General features: G+C 66.5%; 15 protein-coding genes. 5 read left to right on the forward strand and 10 right to left on the reverse strand.

Annotated features, from left to right (window positions below; all coding sequences use genetic code 11):
• The 4 genes from FG95_RS18505 to FG95_RS18520 form a co-directional block, all read right to left on the reverse strand.
• Nucleotides 1–528: SixA phosphatase family protein (locus tag FG95_RS18505; RefSeq protein ID WP_037557766.1), on the reverse strand; the 528-nt coding region annotated here is incomplete at its 3' end.
• Nucleotides 529–584: 56 nt separating this feature from the next.
• Complete coding sequence (locus FG95_RS18510) at nt 585–3,335, reverse strand: ATP-dependent DNA helicase (protein ID WP_037557768.1); 2,751 nt, start codon at nt 3,333–3,335, stop codon at nt 585–587.
• Nucleotides 3,336–3,387: 52 nt separating this feature from the next.
• Nucleotides 3,388–3,705, reverse strand: coding sequence for a GIY-YIG nuclease family protein (locus tag FG95_RS18515; RefSeq protein WP_037557770.1), 318 nt, complete (start codon nt 3,703–3,705; stop codon nt 3,388–3,390).
• A gap of 79 nt (nt 3,706–3,784) precedes the next feature.
• A complete protein-coding gene (locus FG95_RS18520) occupies nt 3,785–4,153 on the reverse strand; it encodes a PilZ domain-containing protein (RefSeq protein ID WP_052182511.1) in 369 nt (122 codons plus the stop codon).
• A 185-nt stretch (nt 4,154–4,338) separates the two neighbouring features.
• Between FG95_RS18520 and FG95_RS18525 the strand changes: the two genes are divergently transcribed.
• Genes FG95_RS18525 through FG95_RS18535 form a run of 3 tightly spaced genes read left to right on the forward strand, consistent with a single transcriptional unit; the run spans nt 4,339 to nt 6,916 of the window.
• The gene (locus FG95_RS18525; protein WP_037557773.1) at nt 4,339–5,940 is read left to right on the forward strand and encodes a lysine--tRNA ligase; all 1,602 of its coding nucleotides are present in this window, start codon (nt 4,339–4,341) and stop codon (nt 5,938–5,940) included.
• Nucleotides 5,941–5,951: 11 nt separating this feature from the next.
• Entirely contained in the window at nt 5,952–6,437 is a 486-nt protein-coding gene (locus tag FG95_RS18530; RefSeq protein ID WP_037557776.1) for a DUF3291 domain-containing protein, read from the forward strand.
• Nucleotides 6,434–6,916 carry an asparaginase domain-containing protein gene (locus tag FG95_RS18535; protein WP_081933265.1) on the forward strand — a complete coding sequence of 161 codons (483 nt, stop codon included), beginning with the start codon at nt 6,434–6,436 and terminating at the stop codon, nt 6,914–6,916. Before FG95_RS18530 ends, FG95_RS18535 begins: the two co-directional genes overlap by 4 nt.
• Here the strand turns inward: FG95_RS18535 and FG95_RS18540 are convergent, their stop codons facing one another.
• Nucleotides 6,917–7,948, reverse strand: coding sequence for a fatty acid desaturase family protein (locus FG95_RS18540; protein WP_037557780.1), 1,032 nt, complete (start codon nt 7,946–7,948; stop codon nt 6,917–6,919).
• A gap of 414 nt (nt 7,949–8,362) precedes the next feature.
• Here FG95_RS18540 and FG95_RS18545 point away from each other — a divergent pair, with 414 nt between their 5' ends.
• Nucleotides 8,363–11,002 carry an EAL domain-containing protein gene (locus FG95_RS18545; protein WP_037557782.1) on the forward strand — a complete coding sequence of 880 codons (2,640 nt, stop codon included), beginning with the start codon at nt 8,363–8,365 and terminating at the stop codon, nt 11,000–11,002.
• Nucleotides 11,003–11,018: 16 nt separating this feature from the next.
• Here FG95_RS18545 and FG95_RS18550 read toward each other — a convergent pair whose 3' ends face one another.
• The 5 genes from FG95_RS18550 to FG95_RS18570 form a co-directional block, all read right to left on the reverse strand.
• Nucleotides 11,019–12,257, reverse strand: a complete 1,239-nt coding sequence (locus FG95_RS18550; protein ID WP_037557784.1) for a mechanosensitive ion channel family protein — start codon at nt 12,255–12,257, stop codon at nt 11,019–11,021.
• A 136-nt stretch (nt 12,258–12,393) separates the two neighbouring features.
• The gene (locus tag FG95_RS18555; RefSeq protein WP_037557787.1) at nt 12,394–13,665 is read right to left on the reverse strand and encodes a metal-dependent hydrolase family protein; all 1,272 of its coding nucleotides are present in this window, start codon (nt 13,663–13,665) and stop codon (nt 12,394–12,396) included.
• Nucleotides 13,666–13,944: 279 nt separating this feature from the next.
• A complete protein-coding gene (locus FG95_RS18560) occupies nt 13,945–14,895 on the reverse strand; it encodes an RcnB family protein (RefSeq protein ID WP_037557954.1) in 951 nt (316 codons plus the stop codon).
• Nucleotides 14,896–15,028: 133 nt separating this feature from the next.
• Nucleotides 15,029–15,574, reverse strand: coding sequence for a (2Fe-2S)-binding protein (locus FG95_RS18565; RefSeq protein WP_037557789.1), 546 nt, complete (start codon nt 15,572–15,574; stop codon nt 15,029–15,031).
• 27 nt (nt 15,575–15,601) lie between these two features.
• Entirely contained in the window at nt 15,602–16,366 is a 765-nt protein-coding gene (locus FG95_RS18570) for a class II aldolase/adducin family protein (protein ID WP_037557791.1), read from the reverse strand.
• Nucleotides 16,367–16,644: 278 nt separating this feature from the next.
• On the opposite strand from FG95_RS18570, the gene rpsU reads away from it, so the two are divergent.
• The gene (rpsU, locus tag FG95_RS18575) at nt 16,645–16,851 is read left to right on the forward strand and encodes a 30S ribosomal protein S21 (protein WP_037510267.1); all 207 of its coding nucleotides are present in this window, start codon (nt 16,645–16,647) and stop codon (nt 16,849–16,851) included.
• Nucleotides 16,852–17,148 lie beyond the last annotated feature (297 nt).

A 17,148-nucleotide genomic window follows, 5' to 3' on the forward strand; every position in this document is an offset into this window, starting at 1 on the left:
GAGCGCGCGGTCGAGGTCGCGGGGGCGGATGAAGTCGGCGAAGCGCGCCATGCCGGTGTCGAGATCGTGCCAGTCGGCGATGTCGAGGTCGAGGCGGGCGAGCGCCGAGGTCGGGGGCTTTTCCTCGACCCTGGCGCGGAGGTCGTCATCGTCCGATTCGGGGACGAGCATCAGGATCAGATCCTCGAGGCCCGGATTATGCCCCGAGATCAGCAGGTGTTGCGCATCGCGGCCGGTGTCGCGGATCACGTCGATCAGCGTCGCGGCCGAGGCGAGATAGATGCGGCGGTCCCAATGCGGTTCGAGCGCGTCGAGGCCGGCGGCGGGCTGGAAGATGTCGAGCGTTTCGGTCACGCGGACAGCGGGCGAGGCGACGATGCGGTCGACGGGCAGTTTCCGCCGTTTCAGCCATTGGCCGATCAGTTCGGCGCCGCGCGCGCCGCGCTTGTTGATCGGACGGTCGAAGTCGCGCTCGACGGCCACGTCCCAACCCGACTTGGCGTGGCGCAGGATGGTCAAGGTTTTCAAAATTTCTCCCCGCGTCCCCGCGCTTATGCCCTTATTCGGGGCCTTGTGCCGCAAACTTATGACGGTGAAAAGGCGGCAAACGCGCTTTTTCGCCTTTCGACATTCGCCGCGGCGACATGATTGACCGCCTCGTCGAGCGGCAGGCGACGGACCGGCGTTCCTTCGGGAAAGGCGCTGAGCAGCCGCGAGGGAAAGCTGGGCGAGAGCATCACGAACTGGCCGAAATCGTCGGCGCGGCGGATCAGGCGGCCGAACGCCTGTCCGATACGCGCGCGAATGACCATGTCGTCATAGGCGCTGCCGCCCTGCGCCGCGCGGCGCGCCGCGTGGAGGATCGTCGGGCGCGGCCATGGTACGCCCTCCATCACCACGAGCCGCAGCGAATCGCCGGGGACGTCGACGCCGTCGCGCAGCGCATCGGTGCCGAGCAAGGAGGCGTGCGGGTCGGCGCGGAAAATGTCGACGAGCGTACCGGTGTCGAGCGGGTCGACATGCTGCGCGAAGAGCGGCAGCCCGGCGCGCGCGAGCCGGTCGGCGATGCGCGAATGGACGATGCGCAGCCGCCGGATCGCGCTGAACAGCCCGAGCGCGCCGCCGCCCGACGCCTCGATCAGCCGGCTGTAGGCGCCGGCGAGCGCGGGCAGGTCGCCGCGCGCGATGTCGGTGACGATCAGCACTTCGGACTGGCGCGCATAATCGAAGGGGCTCGGCACGGCGAAATGCTGGACGCCGCCGTCCATGTGGCGCGCGCCGGTGCGGATGTCGGCGTCGGTCCAGCCTCCGCTTCCTTTGTCACCCCTGCCGTGTCCGCCGCCGCGCAAGGTCGCCGAGGTGACGAGCACGCCCTGCGCCGGCCGATAGACGACTTCGGCGATGGGACGCGCGGGGTCGAGCCAGTGGCGGTGGAGGCCGCAGTCGAACTCGCGCCCGTCGTAACGGTCGACCGCGAGCCAGTCGACGAAGTCGGGGTCGGCGGGGCCGCCGACGCGCCCGAGCAGCGATAGCCAGCCGCCCAATGTGTCGATGCGCGTGCCGAGGCTGTGCCGCGCGCCGTCGACCCTTGCCCGGGCCTGCCCGTCGAGCCAGTCGGGCGGATCCTCGATCAGTGCCTCGAGCCTTTTGCCGAGCGCCATCAGCGGGCGGAGCAGCGCCTCGATCGCGTCGCTCGCGCTCGCGGCGGCGGTGACGAGTTCGGGGTCGGGATCGGCGAGCTCGGTTTCGAGGCCATAGCCGGTGTCGGCGGTGCGGCTGTCGATGCCGCGCGCGTAGACCATGGCGCGCACCGCGACGAGCAGCCGCTCGATCGCGCCCCACGGCTCATTCTCGGACAGGCGGCCGAGCCAGCCGTCGCCGGGGAGTTCGGCGGCAGCGGCGATCGCGGCCTGAATCGCGCGGTCTCCCGCCTCGTCATAGCTTGCGACATCGGCGAGGCGCGCGGCGAGGCCGCGGCGGCGCCCGCGCGATTTGCCCTCGGGCCCGAGCACCCAGCGGCGGATCTCTACCGCTTCCTGCCCGGTGAGCGCGGCGGCGAACATGCTGTCGGCGGCGTCCCAGAGGTGATGGCCTTCGTCGAAGATCAGGCGGGTGGCGGGCGCGCCGCCGTCGCGCGGGCGCGCCGCCTGCACCATCGTCAGCGCATGATTGGCGATGACGATATCGGCCTGCGTCGCGGCGCGCGCCGAATGTTCGATGAAGCATTTGCGGAAATGCGGGCAGCCCGCATAGATGCACTCGCCGCGCCGGTCGGTGAGCGCGGTGGTGCCGTTGCGGCGGAACAGCGCGGGGAGCCAGCCGGGAAGGTCGCCGCCGATCATGTCGCCGTCGCGGCTATAGGCGGCCCAGCGCGCGACGAGCTGCGCGAGGATCGCGGCGCGCCCCGAAAAGCCGCCCTGCAGTGCATCCTCGAGGTTGAGCAGGCAAAGGTAATTTTCGCGTCCCTTGCGCACGACGACCTTTTCGCGGTGGGTCGCGGCGTCGGGGTAGAGCCGTTCGGTCTCGCGCGACAATTGGCGTTGCAGCGCCTTGGTGAAGGTCGAGATGCAGACGCTGCCCGCCGACTGGTCGATCCATTGCTTGGCGGGGGCGAGATAGCCGAGCGTCTTGCCGATGCCGGTGCCGGCCTCGGCGACGAGCATCTGCGGCGCGTCCTTGCGCTCGCGCGGGCCGAAGATCGCGGCGGTCGCGCGGGCGTAATCCTGTTGTCCGGGGCGGCGCTCGGCGCCGTCGCCGGTGAGGCGGTCGAGCCGCGCGGCGACGTCGGCTTCGTCGATCGTCACCTGGCGCGGCGCGCCGCGCGGCGATTGCTCCTCCCATTCGGGGAGGCGGGCGAAGAGCCACCGATCATTGGCGTCGGGGCGCGACAGGCGCGGCTGGACGAGCGGCGCCCACGACCAGCGCTGGCGCGCGAGCGCCTCGACGCCGTGCCACGCGCCTTCGCGTTCGGGCCAGTCGGGATCGGTGAGGCTGGCGAGCATCGCCGCCGCGGCCTGGGGCAGGAAGGCGGCGATGTCTTCCTCGGCCTTCGGCGGCGTCAGCCCGACGGCGGCGGCGATCCCCGCCGGGGTCGGCACCGCGAAGCGCGCGGGGTAGAGAAAAGCGAAAAGCTCGAGCAGGTCGAGCCCCGAGAGTTCGGGATAGCCGAGCCGGTCGCCGGTGAGCGTCGCGTTCAGGAGCAGGTGCGGCGTTGCCGCGACGGCGGCGATCGCCTCGCCGCGCCCGACGCGCTGGACGCGGCCGTGCGTGTCGGCGATCCAGATGCCGATATGGCTCGCGTGGATCGCGGGCAGAGTAAGCGGGTCGGGCGCCATCGTCCCACGCTAGGGACAAAAGGCGAACGCGGCAAGGCGGACGGGAGCCCGGCTATTCCTCATCCGTTCGTCCTGAGCTTGTCGAAGGACCGTTCTTTCCTTTTGCCAACGCCGAAATCTTGTCCCAGTCTCCTCGGATCAGCGCCATTTTCTTAGCGCGGCTCCATCCCTTGATCCGACGCTCAGCTTCCAACGCCTCGAACCGCGTCGCGAACTCTTGGCTCCAGACGAGAGTGACGGGTAATTTGTCGGCGGTAAAGCCAGCGATCATGCCAGACTCATGTTCGCCCACGCGACGCGGTAGATTGTCCGTATGCCCGGTATAATAGGCGCCGCCGTGGCAATGCAGAATATATGCCCAGAACGCCATAGACGTCTGGATAGAAGGAAGAACGGCCCTTCGACAAGCTCAGGGCGAACGGAATTCAGGTCCGCTTTGGTTGAGAGGTTCAGCTCAATCCGCGCCGCCCGAATACCGCCGGGCGGTTGCGGTGGAAGATTTGCGCGGGTTCGATCGTCGCCGCGCTCCGTGCGCTCTGGAGCGCCTTGTGGAGCGCGCCGTGCGTGAGTTCATAGGGAAAGCGCACGCCCATGCGGTCGAATTCGGACCACATGACGACGGCGTAGGTGACTTCGCCGCCATAATGGATTTCGCAGCGCGAGCGCGCCGGCATGCTCGCTCCGTCGACGCGCGCGCCGCCCTCCGACAGGTCGGTGATCCGGCCGTCGACGAAGTTGAGGATGCCGTTGACGGTGACGTCGATCGACACCGGGGTGCGTTTGTGGCCGCGAGGCGCGGGAAGGCGGAAATTGTCCATGTCCGGGACATTATGCTTTCATGGTAAATTTTCCGGTAACGATGACTGCCGCCCGTCGCCCCCGCGAAGGCGGGGGCCGCCGTCGGTATACGCAGCGACGCCGAAAAAGGTCTCCAGCGGCCCCCGCCTTCGCGGGGGCGACGGGCGCGCTTTTCTTCCGCCCGCCTTGCCGCTATGGGCGCGGCATGACCGACTTGCACCTTCATCCTTCGCTGCGCGAGCCCGCGCAAACGTCCAAGGCCTGGCCGTTCGAGGAAGCGCGCAAGCTGGTCAAACGCTATCCGGAGGGCAAGCCGGGGAACGATCCGGTGCTGTTCGAGACCGGCTATGGCCCGTCGGGGCTGCCGCATATCGGCACCTTCAACGAAGTGCTGCGCACGACGATGGTTCGCCGCGCATACGAAGCCCTTACCGGCGGTGCGCCGACACGGTTGGTCGCGTTCAGCGACGATATGGATGGCCTGCGCAAGGTTCCCGACAATGTGCCGAACGGCGACATGCTGCGCGAATATCTGGGCAAGCCGCTGACCGCGATCCCCGATCCGTTCGGTAGTCACGAAAGTTTCGCGCATCATAACAATGCGATGCTGCGCGAGTTTCTCGACCGTTTCGGCTTCGAATATGAATTCGTCAGCTCGACCGAACAGTATAAGGCGGGCGCGTTCGACGACGCGCTGAAGAATGTCCTCCGCCACAATCAGGATATCCTCGACATCATGCTGCCGACGCTGCGCGCCGAGCGCGCCGCGACCTATTCGCCGATCCTGCCGGTCAGCCCCAAGTCGGGGATCGTGCTGCAGGTGCCGGTGACGGTCGTCGATGCCGATGCGGGGCTGGTGTCGTTCGAGGATGAGGGCGAGACGATCACGCACTCGATCCTTGGCGGCGGCGCGAAGCTGCAGTGGAAGGTCGACTGGGCGATGCGCTGGGTCGCGCTTGGCGTCGATTATGAAATGTACGGCAAGGACCTGACCGACAGCGGCGTCCAGTCGGGCAAGATCGCCAAGGCGCTCGGCGGACGCAAGCCCGAGGGGCTGATCTACGAGATGTTCCTCGACGAAAAGGGCGAGAAGATTTCGAAGTCGAAGGGCAATGGCCTCTCGATCGAGGAATGGCTGAGCTATGGCAGCGAGGAAAGCCTCGCCTTTTTCGCGTTTCGCGAGCCCAAGGCGGCGAAGCAGCTCCATATCGGCGTCGTGCCCAAGGCGGTCGACGAATATCTGCAGATGCGCGGAAATTATCCGGCGCAGGAGCCCGACAAGAAGCTCGGCAACCCGGTGCATCATGTTCATGTGGCGCGCGCGCAGGACGTGCCCGCGACCGAATTGCCGGTGACTTTCGGGCTGCTGCTCAACCTTGTCGGGGTGATGGGCGCCGACGCGTCGAAGGAGCAGATCTGGCGCTACCTCGGCCAATATGTCGCGGGCGCCGATGCCGCGACCTATCCCGAGCTCGATGGCCTCATCGACAATGCGATGGCGTATAACCGCGACTATGTCGCGCCGACGCTGAAGCGCCGCAAGCCCGCGGGCGGCGAGGGCGCGGCGCTCAAGGAACTCGACGCGAAGCTCGCCGCGCTGCCTGCCGATGCGTCGGCCGACGATATCCAGAATATCGTCTATGAGATCGGCAAGAACGAGGCCTATGGCTTTGAAAATCTGCGCGATTGGTTCAAGGCGCTGTACGAAACCCTGCTCGGATCGAGCGCGGGGCCGCGGATGGGGAGCTTCATCGCCTTGTTCGGGATCGAGAACACGCGGCGGTTGATCGCCGAGGCATTGGCCTGAAGGAGACGCAGATGGCGGCCTATGAGCTGGCGCAGATCAATATCGGGCGCTTTCGCCTGCCGCCCGAGCATGTCGCGAATCGCGACTTCATGGATGCGCTCGACCATGTGAATGCGGTGGCCGAGGCGGCCGATGGCTTCGTATGGCGGCTGACCGGCGACGGCAATAATGCCACCGACGTGCCCGTCACCGACGATCCGCACCTGATCGCGAACATGTCGGTGTGGCGCGATATCGATGCGCTCGCGGCCTATGTCTATCGCACCCCCGATCATCTGACGGTGATGAAGCGGCGCAAGGAGTGGTTCGAGCATATGGCGGTTTACCAGGCGCTGTGGTGGGTCCCGGCGGGGCATCGGCCGACGGTGGCCGAGGGCATGGCGCGGATCGCCGTGATCGAGGCCAAGGGGCCGACCGCAGAGGCCTTCACCTTCAAGCGGCCCTTTGCGGCGCCCGACGGCACGCCGGCGCTGCCGGTGCAGGATGAATGCGCGTGATCGATATTTTCACGACGGGCGGGACGATCGACAAGGTCTATTTCGACGCGCTGAGCGAATTCCAGATCGGCCCGGCGGCGATCCCCGACATGCTGCGCGAGAATAATGTCCATGTCGCGCACCGGGTGACGCAGCTGATGCGCAAGGACAGCCTTGAACTCGACGATGCCGATCGCGAGGCGATCCGCGCCGCGGTGGCGGCGAGCGACGCGTCGCGCATCCTCGTGACGCACGGCACCGACACCATGGTCGTCACCGGGCGCGTGCTTGCCGGGATCGAGGGCAAGACGATCGTGATGACCGGCGCGATGCAGCCCGCCTCGGTGCGCGCGAGCGATGCCGAGTTCAATGTCGGCTTTGCACTGGCGGCGGTGCAGACGCTGCCGCCCGGCGTCTATGTCGCGATGAACGGGATGATTTTCGATCCCGAAAAGACGGTGAAGGATCGCGCGGGCGCGCGGTTTGTGCAGGAAGGCTGATCAGCCGGCAGCGGTGACGCGGCGCAGCACTGCGGTGTAATTCGGCGCGATCGTCATCGAATCATGCTTGCCCGCGCGGCCGAGCGCGGCGTGGACCTCTGGCAGGCGATAGCAGGGCACGCCCATGAACAGGTGATGTTCGGCGTGATAATTCACCCAATATGGAGCGACCGTCGCCCGTGCGAGCCAGCCCGCATGGGTGGTGCGCGCATGGGTGAAGGGATCCTCGCTTCCCGTCGTCGTACAGGCATGTTCGGCTATGTTGCGGATGCGGAGGTAAAGCTGGAAGGTCGTCGCGAGCCCGGCGAGCCAGAGCAGGTAAGGCGTCCAGCCGTAGAGCGCGAGCGAAGCGCCTAGCAGCACCGCCTGAACGATCAGGAAACGCCCGACCGCGCGCGTTACCGCCATCGCGCCCGCGACGTCGATCGTCGGTGACGTCATGCCGTCGTCGGATTGCTTGTTGAAAGGCGTCCCCGCCTTGGTGCTCGCGCCGCCCTTCTGCGCCGCCTCGCCGCGCAGCATCGCCTTGAGGCCGGCGAAGGCGAAGGTGAATTGCGCCATGCGCTGCTTGAAGAAGGTCTGCCCGGTGAGGTCGCGCAGCATCTTGCGGCGCAGGCTGGCGCGCGTCGTGGGGAAAGGCTTCGACAGCGACAGGTCGGGGTCTTCGGGCTGCTGGGTGAATTTGTGATGCTGAAGGTGATAGGTGCGATAGGCGATCAGGTCCGAGCCGACCGCCGCGCCGGTCAGCCATTGGCCGAGGAAATTGTTGAGTTTGCGGTTCGGGTGCAGCGCGCCATGCGCCGCGTCGTGCATCAGGATCGCGAGCCCGAGCTGGCGTCCGCCGACAAAGATGATGGCGAGCAGCCATGCGGCGGGGTTCTGCGACCAGGCGGCGAGGCTGACGAGCGCGATGCTGACGATCCACGCATGCGCCACCAGCCAGATACCGCGCCACGATGACGCGCGCGTGATCGCCGACCATTCGGCGCGGTCGAAAAAGCGGTCGGGCGGGAACAGGCGGACGGCAGGCATGCCGCACCATAACAAGTTGCGAACCGAAACGTAACCCCTTCCGTTTTGACGGTCATGGCTTTTAACCGCGATAGCGGCACGGCCGGTTTCGACCGATTGCGGACGGACGATCCTCCCTGTGGCGAAGCCATGGGGAGGTGGCAGCGCGAAGCGCTGACGGAGGGGCTGATGAAGCTACGTCGCAGCCCCTCCACCACCGCTTGCGGCGGCGGTCCCCCTCCCCATCGCTTCGCGACAGGGAGGATTTTGACGCCCGCCCACCACCCCAAAGCCAACATCCTCCGGCGAGTTGCATCGGTATGACCGTCTCCGTTTTGGCACAGTATCGGCGGAAACCGGCGCGCTGCGGTAAGGATTTGGTAACCCCCTGCGGCCAGTGAAACCGCCATCACATAAAGCGGGAAAATCAGGACATTGGGGGTAAGGCGCACCATCATCCAGCCGCGAGCGGGCGATCTGGCGACAGGTGAATCGCCGTTCGATTCGCCCGCGTTCGTTACCGACGTCATGCGCGTCGCGAAGCTGTGGCATTATGTGCTCATCGGCCGCGTCCTTGCTTTCCTGAGCTTTGCTTTTTTGCCGGGCGCCGCCGGCTTTCTCGATCATGCCTCGCACTGGCTGGTGATGGCGGCCGGGCTGCCGTGCGACGTGGCGCTGATGGTGATCGGCCAGGCGATGCGCCGTCCCCGGCCGATCGCGCACCAGCGCGTGCGGACGATGGCGATATTGTGCATGGCGTTGATCGCGCTCGGTTCCTTGCTCAACGCGGCGGCGATGTTCGCCGCGATCGCGGTTCCCGACGGAGGCGGCTATTTCGACGCCTTCACCGCGATCCATGTCGGGTCGCTGCTGGTCGCCGCGTCGGCGGCGGCGATCGTGCGGCCCGCCTTCTTCACCTTTGCCGGGGCGACGGTGCTCGGCGGTGCGATCGGGGTCGCGTCGTGGCCGTTCGGCGTCGCCGGTTTCATCTTCCTGGGCCTGCTCACCGCGATGATGCGCGAGGATGTCCGCCATCAGCGGCGCGCGACGCGCGCGGCGCGCCTCGCGGTCGGCGACCAGCAACGCGCGCTCAACCTGATGCGCGATTTCGAGCGTGCGGGGCGCGGCTGGTTCTGGGAAACCGATCGCGAAGGACGGCTTGTCTATATCTCGCCCACCGTCGCGGCGCGCCTCGACCGGCCGCTCGCCCATCTGCTCGGCCACCCCTTTACCGACATCATCCGCAAGCGCGTCGGCAAGGACGAGAGCGAGGAGCGGACGCTGGGGTTTAGCCTGTCGTCGCGCACGCCGTTCAAGGAGCTGACGGTGCAGGCGGCGGTGCCGGGCGAGGAGCGCTGGTGGTCGATCTCGGGCCAGCCGATCAGCAACGAGTTCGGCAATTTCCAGGGGTTCCGCGGCAGCGGCACCGACCTGACCGACCAGAAGAGGTCGGAGCGCGAGATCAACCAGCTCGCGCGCTATGACACGCTGACCGGCCTTGCGAACCGGCGCCACATCACCGACCTGCTCGAACGCGCGCTGAAGAGCCACAGCGGCCAGCCGCAACCGTGCGCGCTGCTGTTGATGGACCTCGACCGGTTCAAGGCGGTGAACGACACGCTGGGGCATCCTGTCGGCGACCAGCTGCTCCAACAGGTCGCGGGGCGGCTGACGCAGATCATCGGCGACAAGGGACAGGTCGGGCGCCTCGGCGGCGACGAGTTCCAGATCGTCGTTCCGCAGATGAGCCAGCCCGAGAAGCTCGCGGGCATCGCCAATGCGATCATCCTGAGCCTCGCGAAGCCGTTCGCGATCGAGGGCGAGCAGGTGCGGATCGGATCGTCGATCGGGATCGCGGTGTCGGACGGGCAGGGGGTGAGCGCCTCCGCGCTCGTCCGCAACGCCGACCTCGCGCTCTATGCCGCGAAGGATGCGGGTCGCGGCGTCTATCGTTTCTATGCCGACGCGATGCACAATCAGGCGAGCGAGCGAAAGGCGATCGAGGATGCGCTGCGCGACGCGCTGGCGAAGGACGAGCTGCAATTGCTCTATCAGCCGATCGTCGACGTCGCGAGCGAGCGGATTTCGGGCTTCGAGGCGCTGATCCGCTGGCATCATGCGACGGCGGGCACGATCAGCCCGTCAAAATTCATCCCCGTCGCCGAGGAATCGAACCTGATCGTCCCGATCGGCGAATGGATCATCCGATCGGCCTGCGCCGCGATCGCCGAACTCGGTCCCGATTACCGCGTTGCGGTGAACGTCTCGCCGCGCCAGTTCGCCAACGAAAAACTGCCGGCGACGATCGTGAACGCGGTGTCGGCGGCGGGGATCCGGCCCGAACAGCTCGAGCTCGAGATCACCGAGGGCGTATTCCTCGACGAAAGCCCCGAGAATCTGGCGATGTTCCAGAAATTGAAGCGCACCGGCGTGCGGCTGGCGCTCGACGATTTCGGGACCGGCTATTCGGCGCTTGGCTATCTGAAGAAGGCGCCGTTCGACAAGATCAAGATCGACCAGAGCTTCGTGCTCGGCGCCGCCGACAAGAACAGCATGAACGCCGCGATCATCTCGTCGATCGTTGGGCTTGCGACCGCGCTCGATATGGAGACGACCGCCGAGGGAGTCGAGACGCACGACGATCTCGCGCTGGTCCGCGGGCTCGGGTGCAGCCATGTTCAGGGCTATATCTATGGCAAGCCGATGGACCTCACCGAAGTGCTCGAAATGCTCCGCGAGGGCGGCGGGCGCGTCGAGGCCAAGGGGTATAAGAGCGCGCGCGAGGCGCGGCTCACGATCTTCCGCACGATCCAGATCGACAGCGGCGGACATCGTTACGAAGCGATCGTCCGCAACATGTCGTCGCGCGGCGCGCTGATCGAGGGGCTGTGGAATGTGCCGACGGGAACGCCGCTGACGCTCGAATTCGGGCCCGGCCAGCCGGTCGACGCCGAAGCGCGCTGGTCGGCGGGCAACCGCGTCGGTGTTCAGTTCGCCGCAGCGGTCGAGATCGAGGCGCTGATCGGGCTGAAGGCGGCCGCACCGGCGCGGGGACGGGTCCGCCGCGCGGCGTGACGCCGCCCCGTCGCGATCAGGCCGCCAAGCCGCGCTGCAGATCGAGGCCGCTCGGTTCCTGGAACGGGCGGAGACCGAATTCGGGCAGGATCGCGAGCAGATGGTCGAAGATGTCCGACTGGATATCCTCGTACGCGCTCCACGCGGTGGTGTTGGTGAAGCAATAGAGTTCGATGGGCAGCCCCTGCGGCGTGGGATCGAGCTGGCGCACGATCAGCGTCATATCCGTGGCGATATGCGAATTGGCGCGGAGATATTCGACGATATAGGCGCGCAGCGTGCCGATATTGGTGATGCGGCGGATGTTGATGGGATCGCGCCCGGCGCGTTCGGCGGCGGCGTTCCATTCGCCGAGTTCGGCCTGTTTGTGCCCGAGATAATCGTCGAGCAGCTGGAAGCGGCGCAGCGCCTGCTTTTCGTCGGGCGTCAGGAAACGGATGCCGTTCTGGTCGATGAACAGCGAGCGCTTGATCCGCCGCCCGCCCGATTCGGACATGCCGCGCCAATTCTTGAAGCTTTCCGAAATCAGCCGGTGCGTCGGGATGGTGGTGATCGTCTTGTCCCAGTTCTGCACCTTGACCGTGTGGAGCGCGATGTCGATCACGTCGCCGTCGGCGTTGAGCGCGGGCATTTCGATCCAGTCGCCGACGCGCAGCATGTCGTTCGAGGTGAGCTGGACCGAGGCGACGAGCGACAGGATCGTATCCTTGAACACCAAGAGCAGCACCGCCGCCATCGCGCCGATCCCCGACAGCAGGAGGACCGGCGACTGGTCCATCAACGCGGCGACGATGAGGATCGTGGCACCGCCGTAGAGGATGATCTTCAGCAGCTGGACATAGCCCTTGATCGGCCGGCTGGCGGCGTCGGGGCGGCGGTCGTAAATCTGGTTGCCGAGGCTGAGCGCGCGGCTGACCGCCATCGCGACGAAGAGGATGATCGAGGCGGCGGCGACATTGCTGACCACCGTGACGGCGGCCGGCGGCAGATGCGGCACCGCGGCGATCCCGTTCGATATGATGAGCGCGGGGACGATGAAGGCGAGGCGCGCCGCGACGGGAAGCGGGGTGAGCCCTTCGTGCGGCAGCCAGCGGGTCACGATGCGCAGCACGACATGCTTGACGATGAAATAGCCGGTCCACGCAAGCAATGCGAGCAGGCCGAGGCCGGTCAGCGTTTCGGCCCAGGGCGGGAGGTCGGCGAGGAAGGGGATGGAATCGGCGGTCGAAAGGCTTTCAATCGTGAACTGGCGCATAGCGTCATGCCCGCAAGGCGGCGGGTCGATCTCCTTTGGCTGTGAGCGAAGGCGCGAGGGTGGACGACGCGGCCCGCCGTGTCAAACGGCCGTGTCAAACGACCAAAGCGCGCGGCGCGGGCGCGGCGGCCGATACTCAGTCGGCGATGCGGCCGCGCGCCATCACCCAGTCGACCTTTTCGAGCGCCGTGACGTCGGCGAGCGGGTCGCCGCTCACGGCGATCATGTCCGCCGACATGCCGGGCGCGATGCGGCCGATCTCGCTTTCCATCGACAGCAGCTCCGCGGCGACCGTCGTGGCGCTGGCGAGCGCTTCGCGCGGGGTCAGGCCATATTTGACCAGCAGCGCGAACTCGCCGCCGTTGCGGCCATGTTCGAACACGCCCGCGTCGGTGCCGAAGGCGATGGGGACGCCGAGCGCCTTGGCGCGCGTCACCGCCTTGCCGACATCGTTCAGCGTCATGCGCACCTTGTCCTCGACCGTCGGGGTATAGATGCCCTTGCCGAGCCGTTCGCGGATCCCCTCGAACGCCATCAGCGTGGGGACGAGATAGGTGCCCTTGGCTTTCATCACTTTCAGCGTCGCATCGTCGGCGAAGGTGCCATGTTCGATGCTGTCGATCCCCGCGGCGGCCGACGCGGTAATGCCGCCCGCGCCATGCGCGTGCGCCATGACCTTGAGGCCGAGCGAGTGCGCGGTGTCGGCGATGCTTTGCAGTTCGGCGCTGGTGAAATGGCCCTCGAGCCCGCGCGCCTGTTGCGACAGGACGCCGCCGGTCGCGGTAATCTTGATGACGTCGGCGCCCGCGCGCGACGCCTTGCGGACCTTTTCGGCGCATTCGAGCGCGCCGGTGCAGGTGTAGCCCTGATCGAGCACGTCGTGAACATCCTCGCGGAAGCCGGTGACGTCGCCGTGGCCGCCGATGATCGACAGCGCCGGACCCGCGGCGACGATGCGCGGTCCTTCGATAAAGCCGTTCGCGGTGCCGCGGCGCAGCGCATAGGCGGTATATTGCGCCGATCCGGCCTCGCGCACCGTCGTGAAGCCCGCGCGCAAGGTGATCGCGGCGTTCTTGGCGCCGACGACGACGCCCCATTCGTCGGGATCGACGGCTTCGCTGCGATAGTCGCCGCCCGGGTCGCCGGTCAGGTGGACGTGGAGGTCGACGAGGCCGGGAAGCAAGGTCTTGTCGCCGAGGTCGACGATTTCGGCGCCCGCGGGGGCTCCGGCACGGCCGGGAGCGATCGAGGTGATGCGGCCGTCGGTGACGATGACGGTCGAGGGACCGCCAGTGGGCTTGCTGGCGTCGGTGATGATGCGGGCTGCATAGATCACCGTGGTTTTCGCGTGCGCGGTCGTTCCGAGCAGCGCCAGCGTTGCTGCCGCGACCATTCCCAGTTTACGCATGAAGTCTCCCCTGTTTGATCGCGCCATCGTGGCGGAGCGGGCGGGGAAGGGCAAGGGGGGGTGAGAAATGTCTGCTTTGGGGTGAAGAGCGGACATTCCACAGCCGTCGCCCCCGCGAAGGCGGGGGCCGCTAGCGGCCTTACTCAGCGGCATTGTGTAAAACGACAGCGGCCCCCGCCTTCGCGGGGGCGACGGCTAGGTTCGGTCGCAAGCAGCCATGCAAAAAAGGGGGCCGGCGAACCGGCCCCTCAGTTTGTCTTCGGGTAACCGAAAGGAATATTACCAGAAGAAATCGTAGATCACGTCGACCACTTCGCCCGAATAGGTATCGACCAGAAGCGCGTCGTCATAATAGCGGATCCAGCGATAGCCCCCATAGGCGGGCGGCAGGCGGTAATAGCCCGGATCGTTGATCCAGTAGCGCTGGCCGTAGAAGAGCGAGCCGAGCGTGAAGCCGATGCTGAAGCGCGTATAACCATAGCCGCGATACGGGTTGTAATAGCGGGGCAGGCGGTAATAGCTGCGGTTCCGGTCGCGATAGCTGCGCCAGTCGTAGCGGCGGTCGCTGCGCCAGTCGCGGTTCCAGCGATTGTGGTTCCGATCCCAGCGGTCGTGGCGGCCGTCGCGATAGCGCCGGTCTACGCGGTCGTTGTTGTTGCGGTCGTACCGCCGATCGATCCGGCCGTCGCGGTTGCGATCGTAACGCCGGTCGCGCTGGTCGATGCGGTTGTTGTTGTTGCGATCCCAGCGACGATCGAGGTCGCCGTTGCGATTGCGGTCGTAACGCCGGTCGACGCGATTATTGTCGTTGCGATCGTACCGCCCATCGACCTGACCGTTGCGGTTACGGTCCCACCGGCGATCGATACGGCCATCGTTGTTGCGGTCGTAGACTCCGCTGCGCTGGCGCTGAGCCTGGCGCTGCTGCTCATTATCGCCGCGCTGTCGCCATTGCTGGCGCTGCGCCTGACGCTGCTCATCATTGCTGCGCTGCCGCATTTCGCTGCGCTGCTGACGCTGGACCTGCCGTTGCTCGCTGCGCTGGCGCTGCGGACGGGCTTCGCCGCCGCGGTTGCCGCCGCGCCGCACTTCGGGGCCGCGCGGGCCCCGGTCGCCACGGTCGCCGCGCTGCGCGATCTGTACCCTTTCGCCGGCCGCCTGCGCGGCCGCCGGGGCAATGGGGGTCAGGATCGTCGCCGCGATCAGCAACCCTCCGAACATCTTCTTCATCTCGCCATTCTCCAACTCAAGTCCCGTTTGCTGGAGACGCCAGCCGGGATGATGAATCGATTCTTACCATTGGCAAGATGATCGATGGCTGACCGCGTCGTTGCCTCCGGTTCAGCTAGATGAACGCGCGCATTCAGCTGCCGCGCGGCGGGCGCACCGCGGGCACGGCGCGCGCGGCGTCCTCGGGACGGATGCCGGGGGGCGGGGCGGCGGCGATGCGTTCCTCGCCGCGGATCACGCGGCCGGCGAGACGGATCGCGGTGCGGATGCGCGGATAGGTGCCGCAGCGGCAGATGCCCGTCATCGCGGCGTCGATCTCGGCATCGCTCGGGTTGCTGTTGGCGCGCAGCAGCGCCGCCGCCGACATGATCATCCCCGACTGGCAGAAGCCGCATTGCGGCACCTGCTCGGCGACCCACGCCTGCTGGACCGGATGGCTGCGGTCGCGCGAGAGCCCCTCGATCGTCGTGACGAAACGGCCCTCGCACTCGGCAATCGTGACGAGGCAGCTGCGAATCGCCTCGCCGTCGATGTCGACGGTGCACGCCCCGCAATCGCCGGTGCCGCAGCCATATTTGGTCCCCGTCAGGTTCGATGCGTCGCGCAGCGCCCACAGAAGGGGCGTTTCGGGGTCCATGCGATATTCGACCGGGCGGTCGTTGACCGAGAATCGCGTCATGCCGCCCCTGTTAGCGCAGCGAGCGGATTAGTCACGCCAGCTCGTATCGATCTTGTCGACCTTGCGCACCATCGCGTCGAATTCGGCCTTGCCCGACTGGCCCGGAATCGCCGCCATATAGAGGTCGCGCTGGTGGACCTTGATCACCTCCTCGTCGACGAGAACCGGCTTGCCCATGCTCATCGTCGCGAGCTGGATCTCGCACGCGCGCTGCAGCGCCCAATATTTGATGAAGGCGTCGGTCAGCGACTTGCCCATCACCACGGGGCCATGGTTGCGCAGCATCAGGATGCGCTTGTCGCCGAGGTTTTTGACGAGCCGCTCGCCCTCTTCCTCGCGCACCGTCACGCCCTCGAAGTCATGATAGGCGAGCTGGCCCATGAAGTTGCACGCATAGAAATTGGTCGGCTGGAGCCCGCCTTCGAGCCCGCAGACCGCCATCGTCGCGGTCGTGTGCGTGTGGATGATCGCATGCGCGTCGGGCAGGACGCGGTGGAACAGGCTGTGCTGGACGAAGCCCGCCTTGTTGACGTGCCAGGGATTGTCTTCGTCGAGCTTGTTGCCGTCGATGTCGATCTTGATCAGGCTCGACGCGGTCACTTCGCTGAAGTGCATGCCATAGGGGTTGATCAGGAAGGCGCCGTCCTCGTCGGGGACCTTCACCGTAATGTGGTTGAAGATCATCTCGTCCCAGCCCATCATCGCGAAGATGCGATAGCAGGCGGCGAGTTCCTGCCGCGCCGTCCATTCGGCTTCGCTATATTTGCTGTTGCGCTTGAGCTGGGTCGCCATGGCCTGTCCCTTACATATTGATTGGTTTCGTCCTGCTACCTATGCCACAAGCCACCGGCCGGGCACAATCCCGGCGAGGGCAGGGCGGTCCGGCGATGCGACCGGCGCGGTTCACCGCCTTTGGGCTTGCATTTCGGCGCGAATCCCTTTAGTTGGCGCAGCATCGGAACGTCGCGCTTTCGCGGCGCTCTTTTTATTGCCCGAATATCGGCGGTTTACGGCGGACCGGACGCACCGGTGGCCCGAACCGTTTTGACGAACAGGAGACGACACGGCGTATGCAGATCATCGTTCGCGACAATAATGTCGACCAGGCCCTTCGCGCGCTCAAGAAGAAGCTGCAGCGTGAGGGCGTATATCGCGAAATGAAGCTGCGCCGTCACTACGAGAAGCCCAGCGAAAAGCGTGCGCGCGAGCACGCCGCCGCCGTCCGCCGCGCCCGCAAGATGGAGCGCAAGCGGATGGAGCGCGACGGTATCAAGTAAGACCGTCTCCCGTTCGGGATCCCGTTCGTGAAAAGGGCGCCGCGGCAACGCGGCGCCCTTTTTCGTTTGTGCGGAGCGGGATGGCGGGTTTCGACCGGAAGCAGTCATTTGATCCTCCCTGTCGCGAAGCGATGGGAAGGTGGCAGCGCGAAGCGCTGACGGAGGGGCAATGACGCACCGTCGCCGCCCCTCCACCATCGCCTACGGCGACGGTCCCCCTCCCCATGGCTTCGCCACAGGGAGGATGGCAACGTCCGCTTCCCACCCCAATGCCGACATTCTCTCGCGTGCGCTTCT

The organism is Sphingopyxis sp. LC363 (genome assembly GCF_000756385.1).
Taxonomy (GTDB): Bacteria; Pseudomonadota; Alphaproteobacteria; order Sphingomonadales; family Sphingomonadaceae; genus Sphingopyxis.

Excerpts from the sequence above, each read along its gene's own strand:
- rpsU (WP_037510267.1), top strand. The coding sequence starts at position 16,645 with ATGCAGATCATCGTTCGCGACAATAATGTCGACCAGGCCCTTCGCGCG.
- FG95_RS18560 (WP_037557954.1), bottom strand. The coding sequence starts at position 14,895 with ATGAAGAAGATGTTCGGAGGGTTGCTGATCGCGGCGACGATCCTGACC.
- FG95_RS18510 (WP_037557768.1), bottom strand. The coding sequence starts at position 3,335 with ATGGCGCCCGACCCGCTTACTCTGCCCGCGATCCACGCGAGCCATATC.
- FG95_RS18515 (WP_037557770.1), bottom strand. The coding sequence starts at position 3,705 with ATGGCGTTCTGGGCATATATTCTGCATTGCCACGGCGGCGCCTATTAT.
- FG95_RS18570 (WP_037557791.1), bottom strand. The coding sequence starts at position 16,366 with ATGGCGACCCAGCTCAAGCGCAACAGCAAATATAGCGAAGCCGAATGG.
- FG95_RS18565 (WP_037557789.1), bottom strand. The coding sequence starts at position 15,574 with ATGACGCGATTCTCGGTCAACGACCGCCCGGTCGAATATCGCATGGAC.
- FG95_RS18555 (WP_037557787.1), bottom strand. The coding sequence starts at position 13,665 with ATGCGTAAACTGGGAATGGTCGCGGCAGCAACGCTGGCGCTGCTCGGA.
- FG95_RS18520 (WP_052182511.1), bottom strand. The coding sequence starts at position 4,153 with ATGGACAATTTCCGCCTTCCCGCGCCTCGCGGCCACAAACGCACCCCG.
- FG95_RS18550 (WP_037557784.1), bottom strand. The coding sequence starts at position 12,257 with ATGCGCCAGTTCACGATTGAAAGCCTTTCGACCGCCGATTCCATCCCC.
- FG95_RS18530 (WP_037557776.1), top strand. The coding sequence starts at position 5,952 with ATGGCGGCCTATGAGCTGGCGCAGATCAATATCGGGCGCTTTCGCCTG.
- FG95_RS18540 (WP_037557780.1), bottom strand. The coding sequence starts at position 7,948 with ATGCCTGCCGTCCGCCTGTTCCCGCCCGACCGCTTTTTCGACCGCGCC.
- FG95_RS18525 (WP_037557773.1), top strand. The coding sequence starts at position 4,339 with ATGACCGACTTGCACCTTCATCCTTCGCTGCGCGAGCCCGCGCAAACG.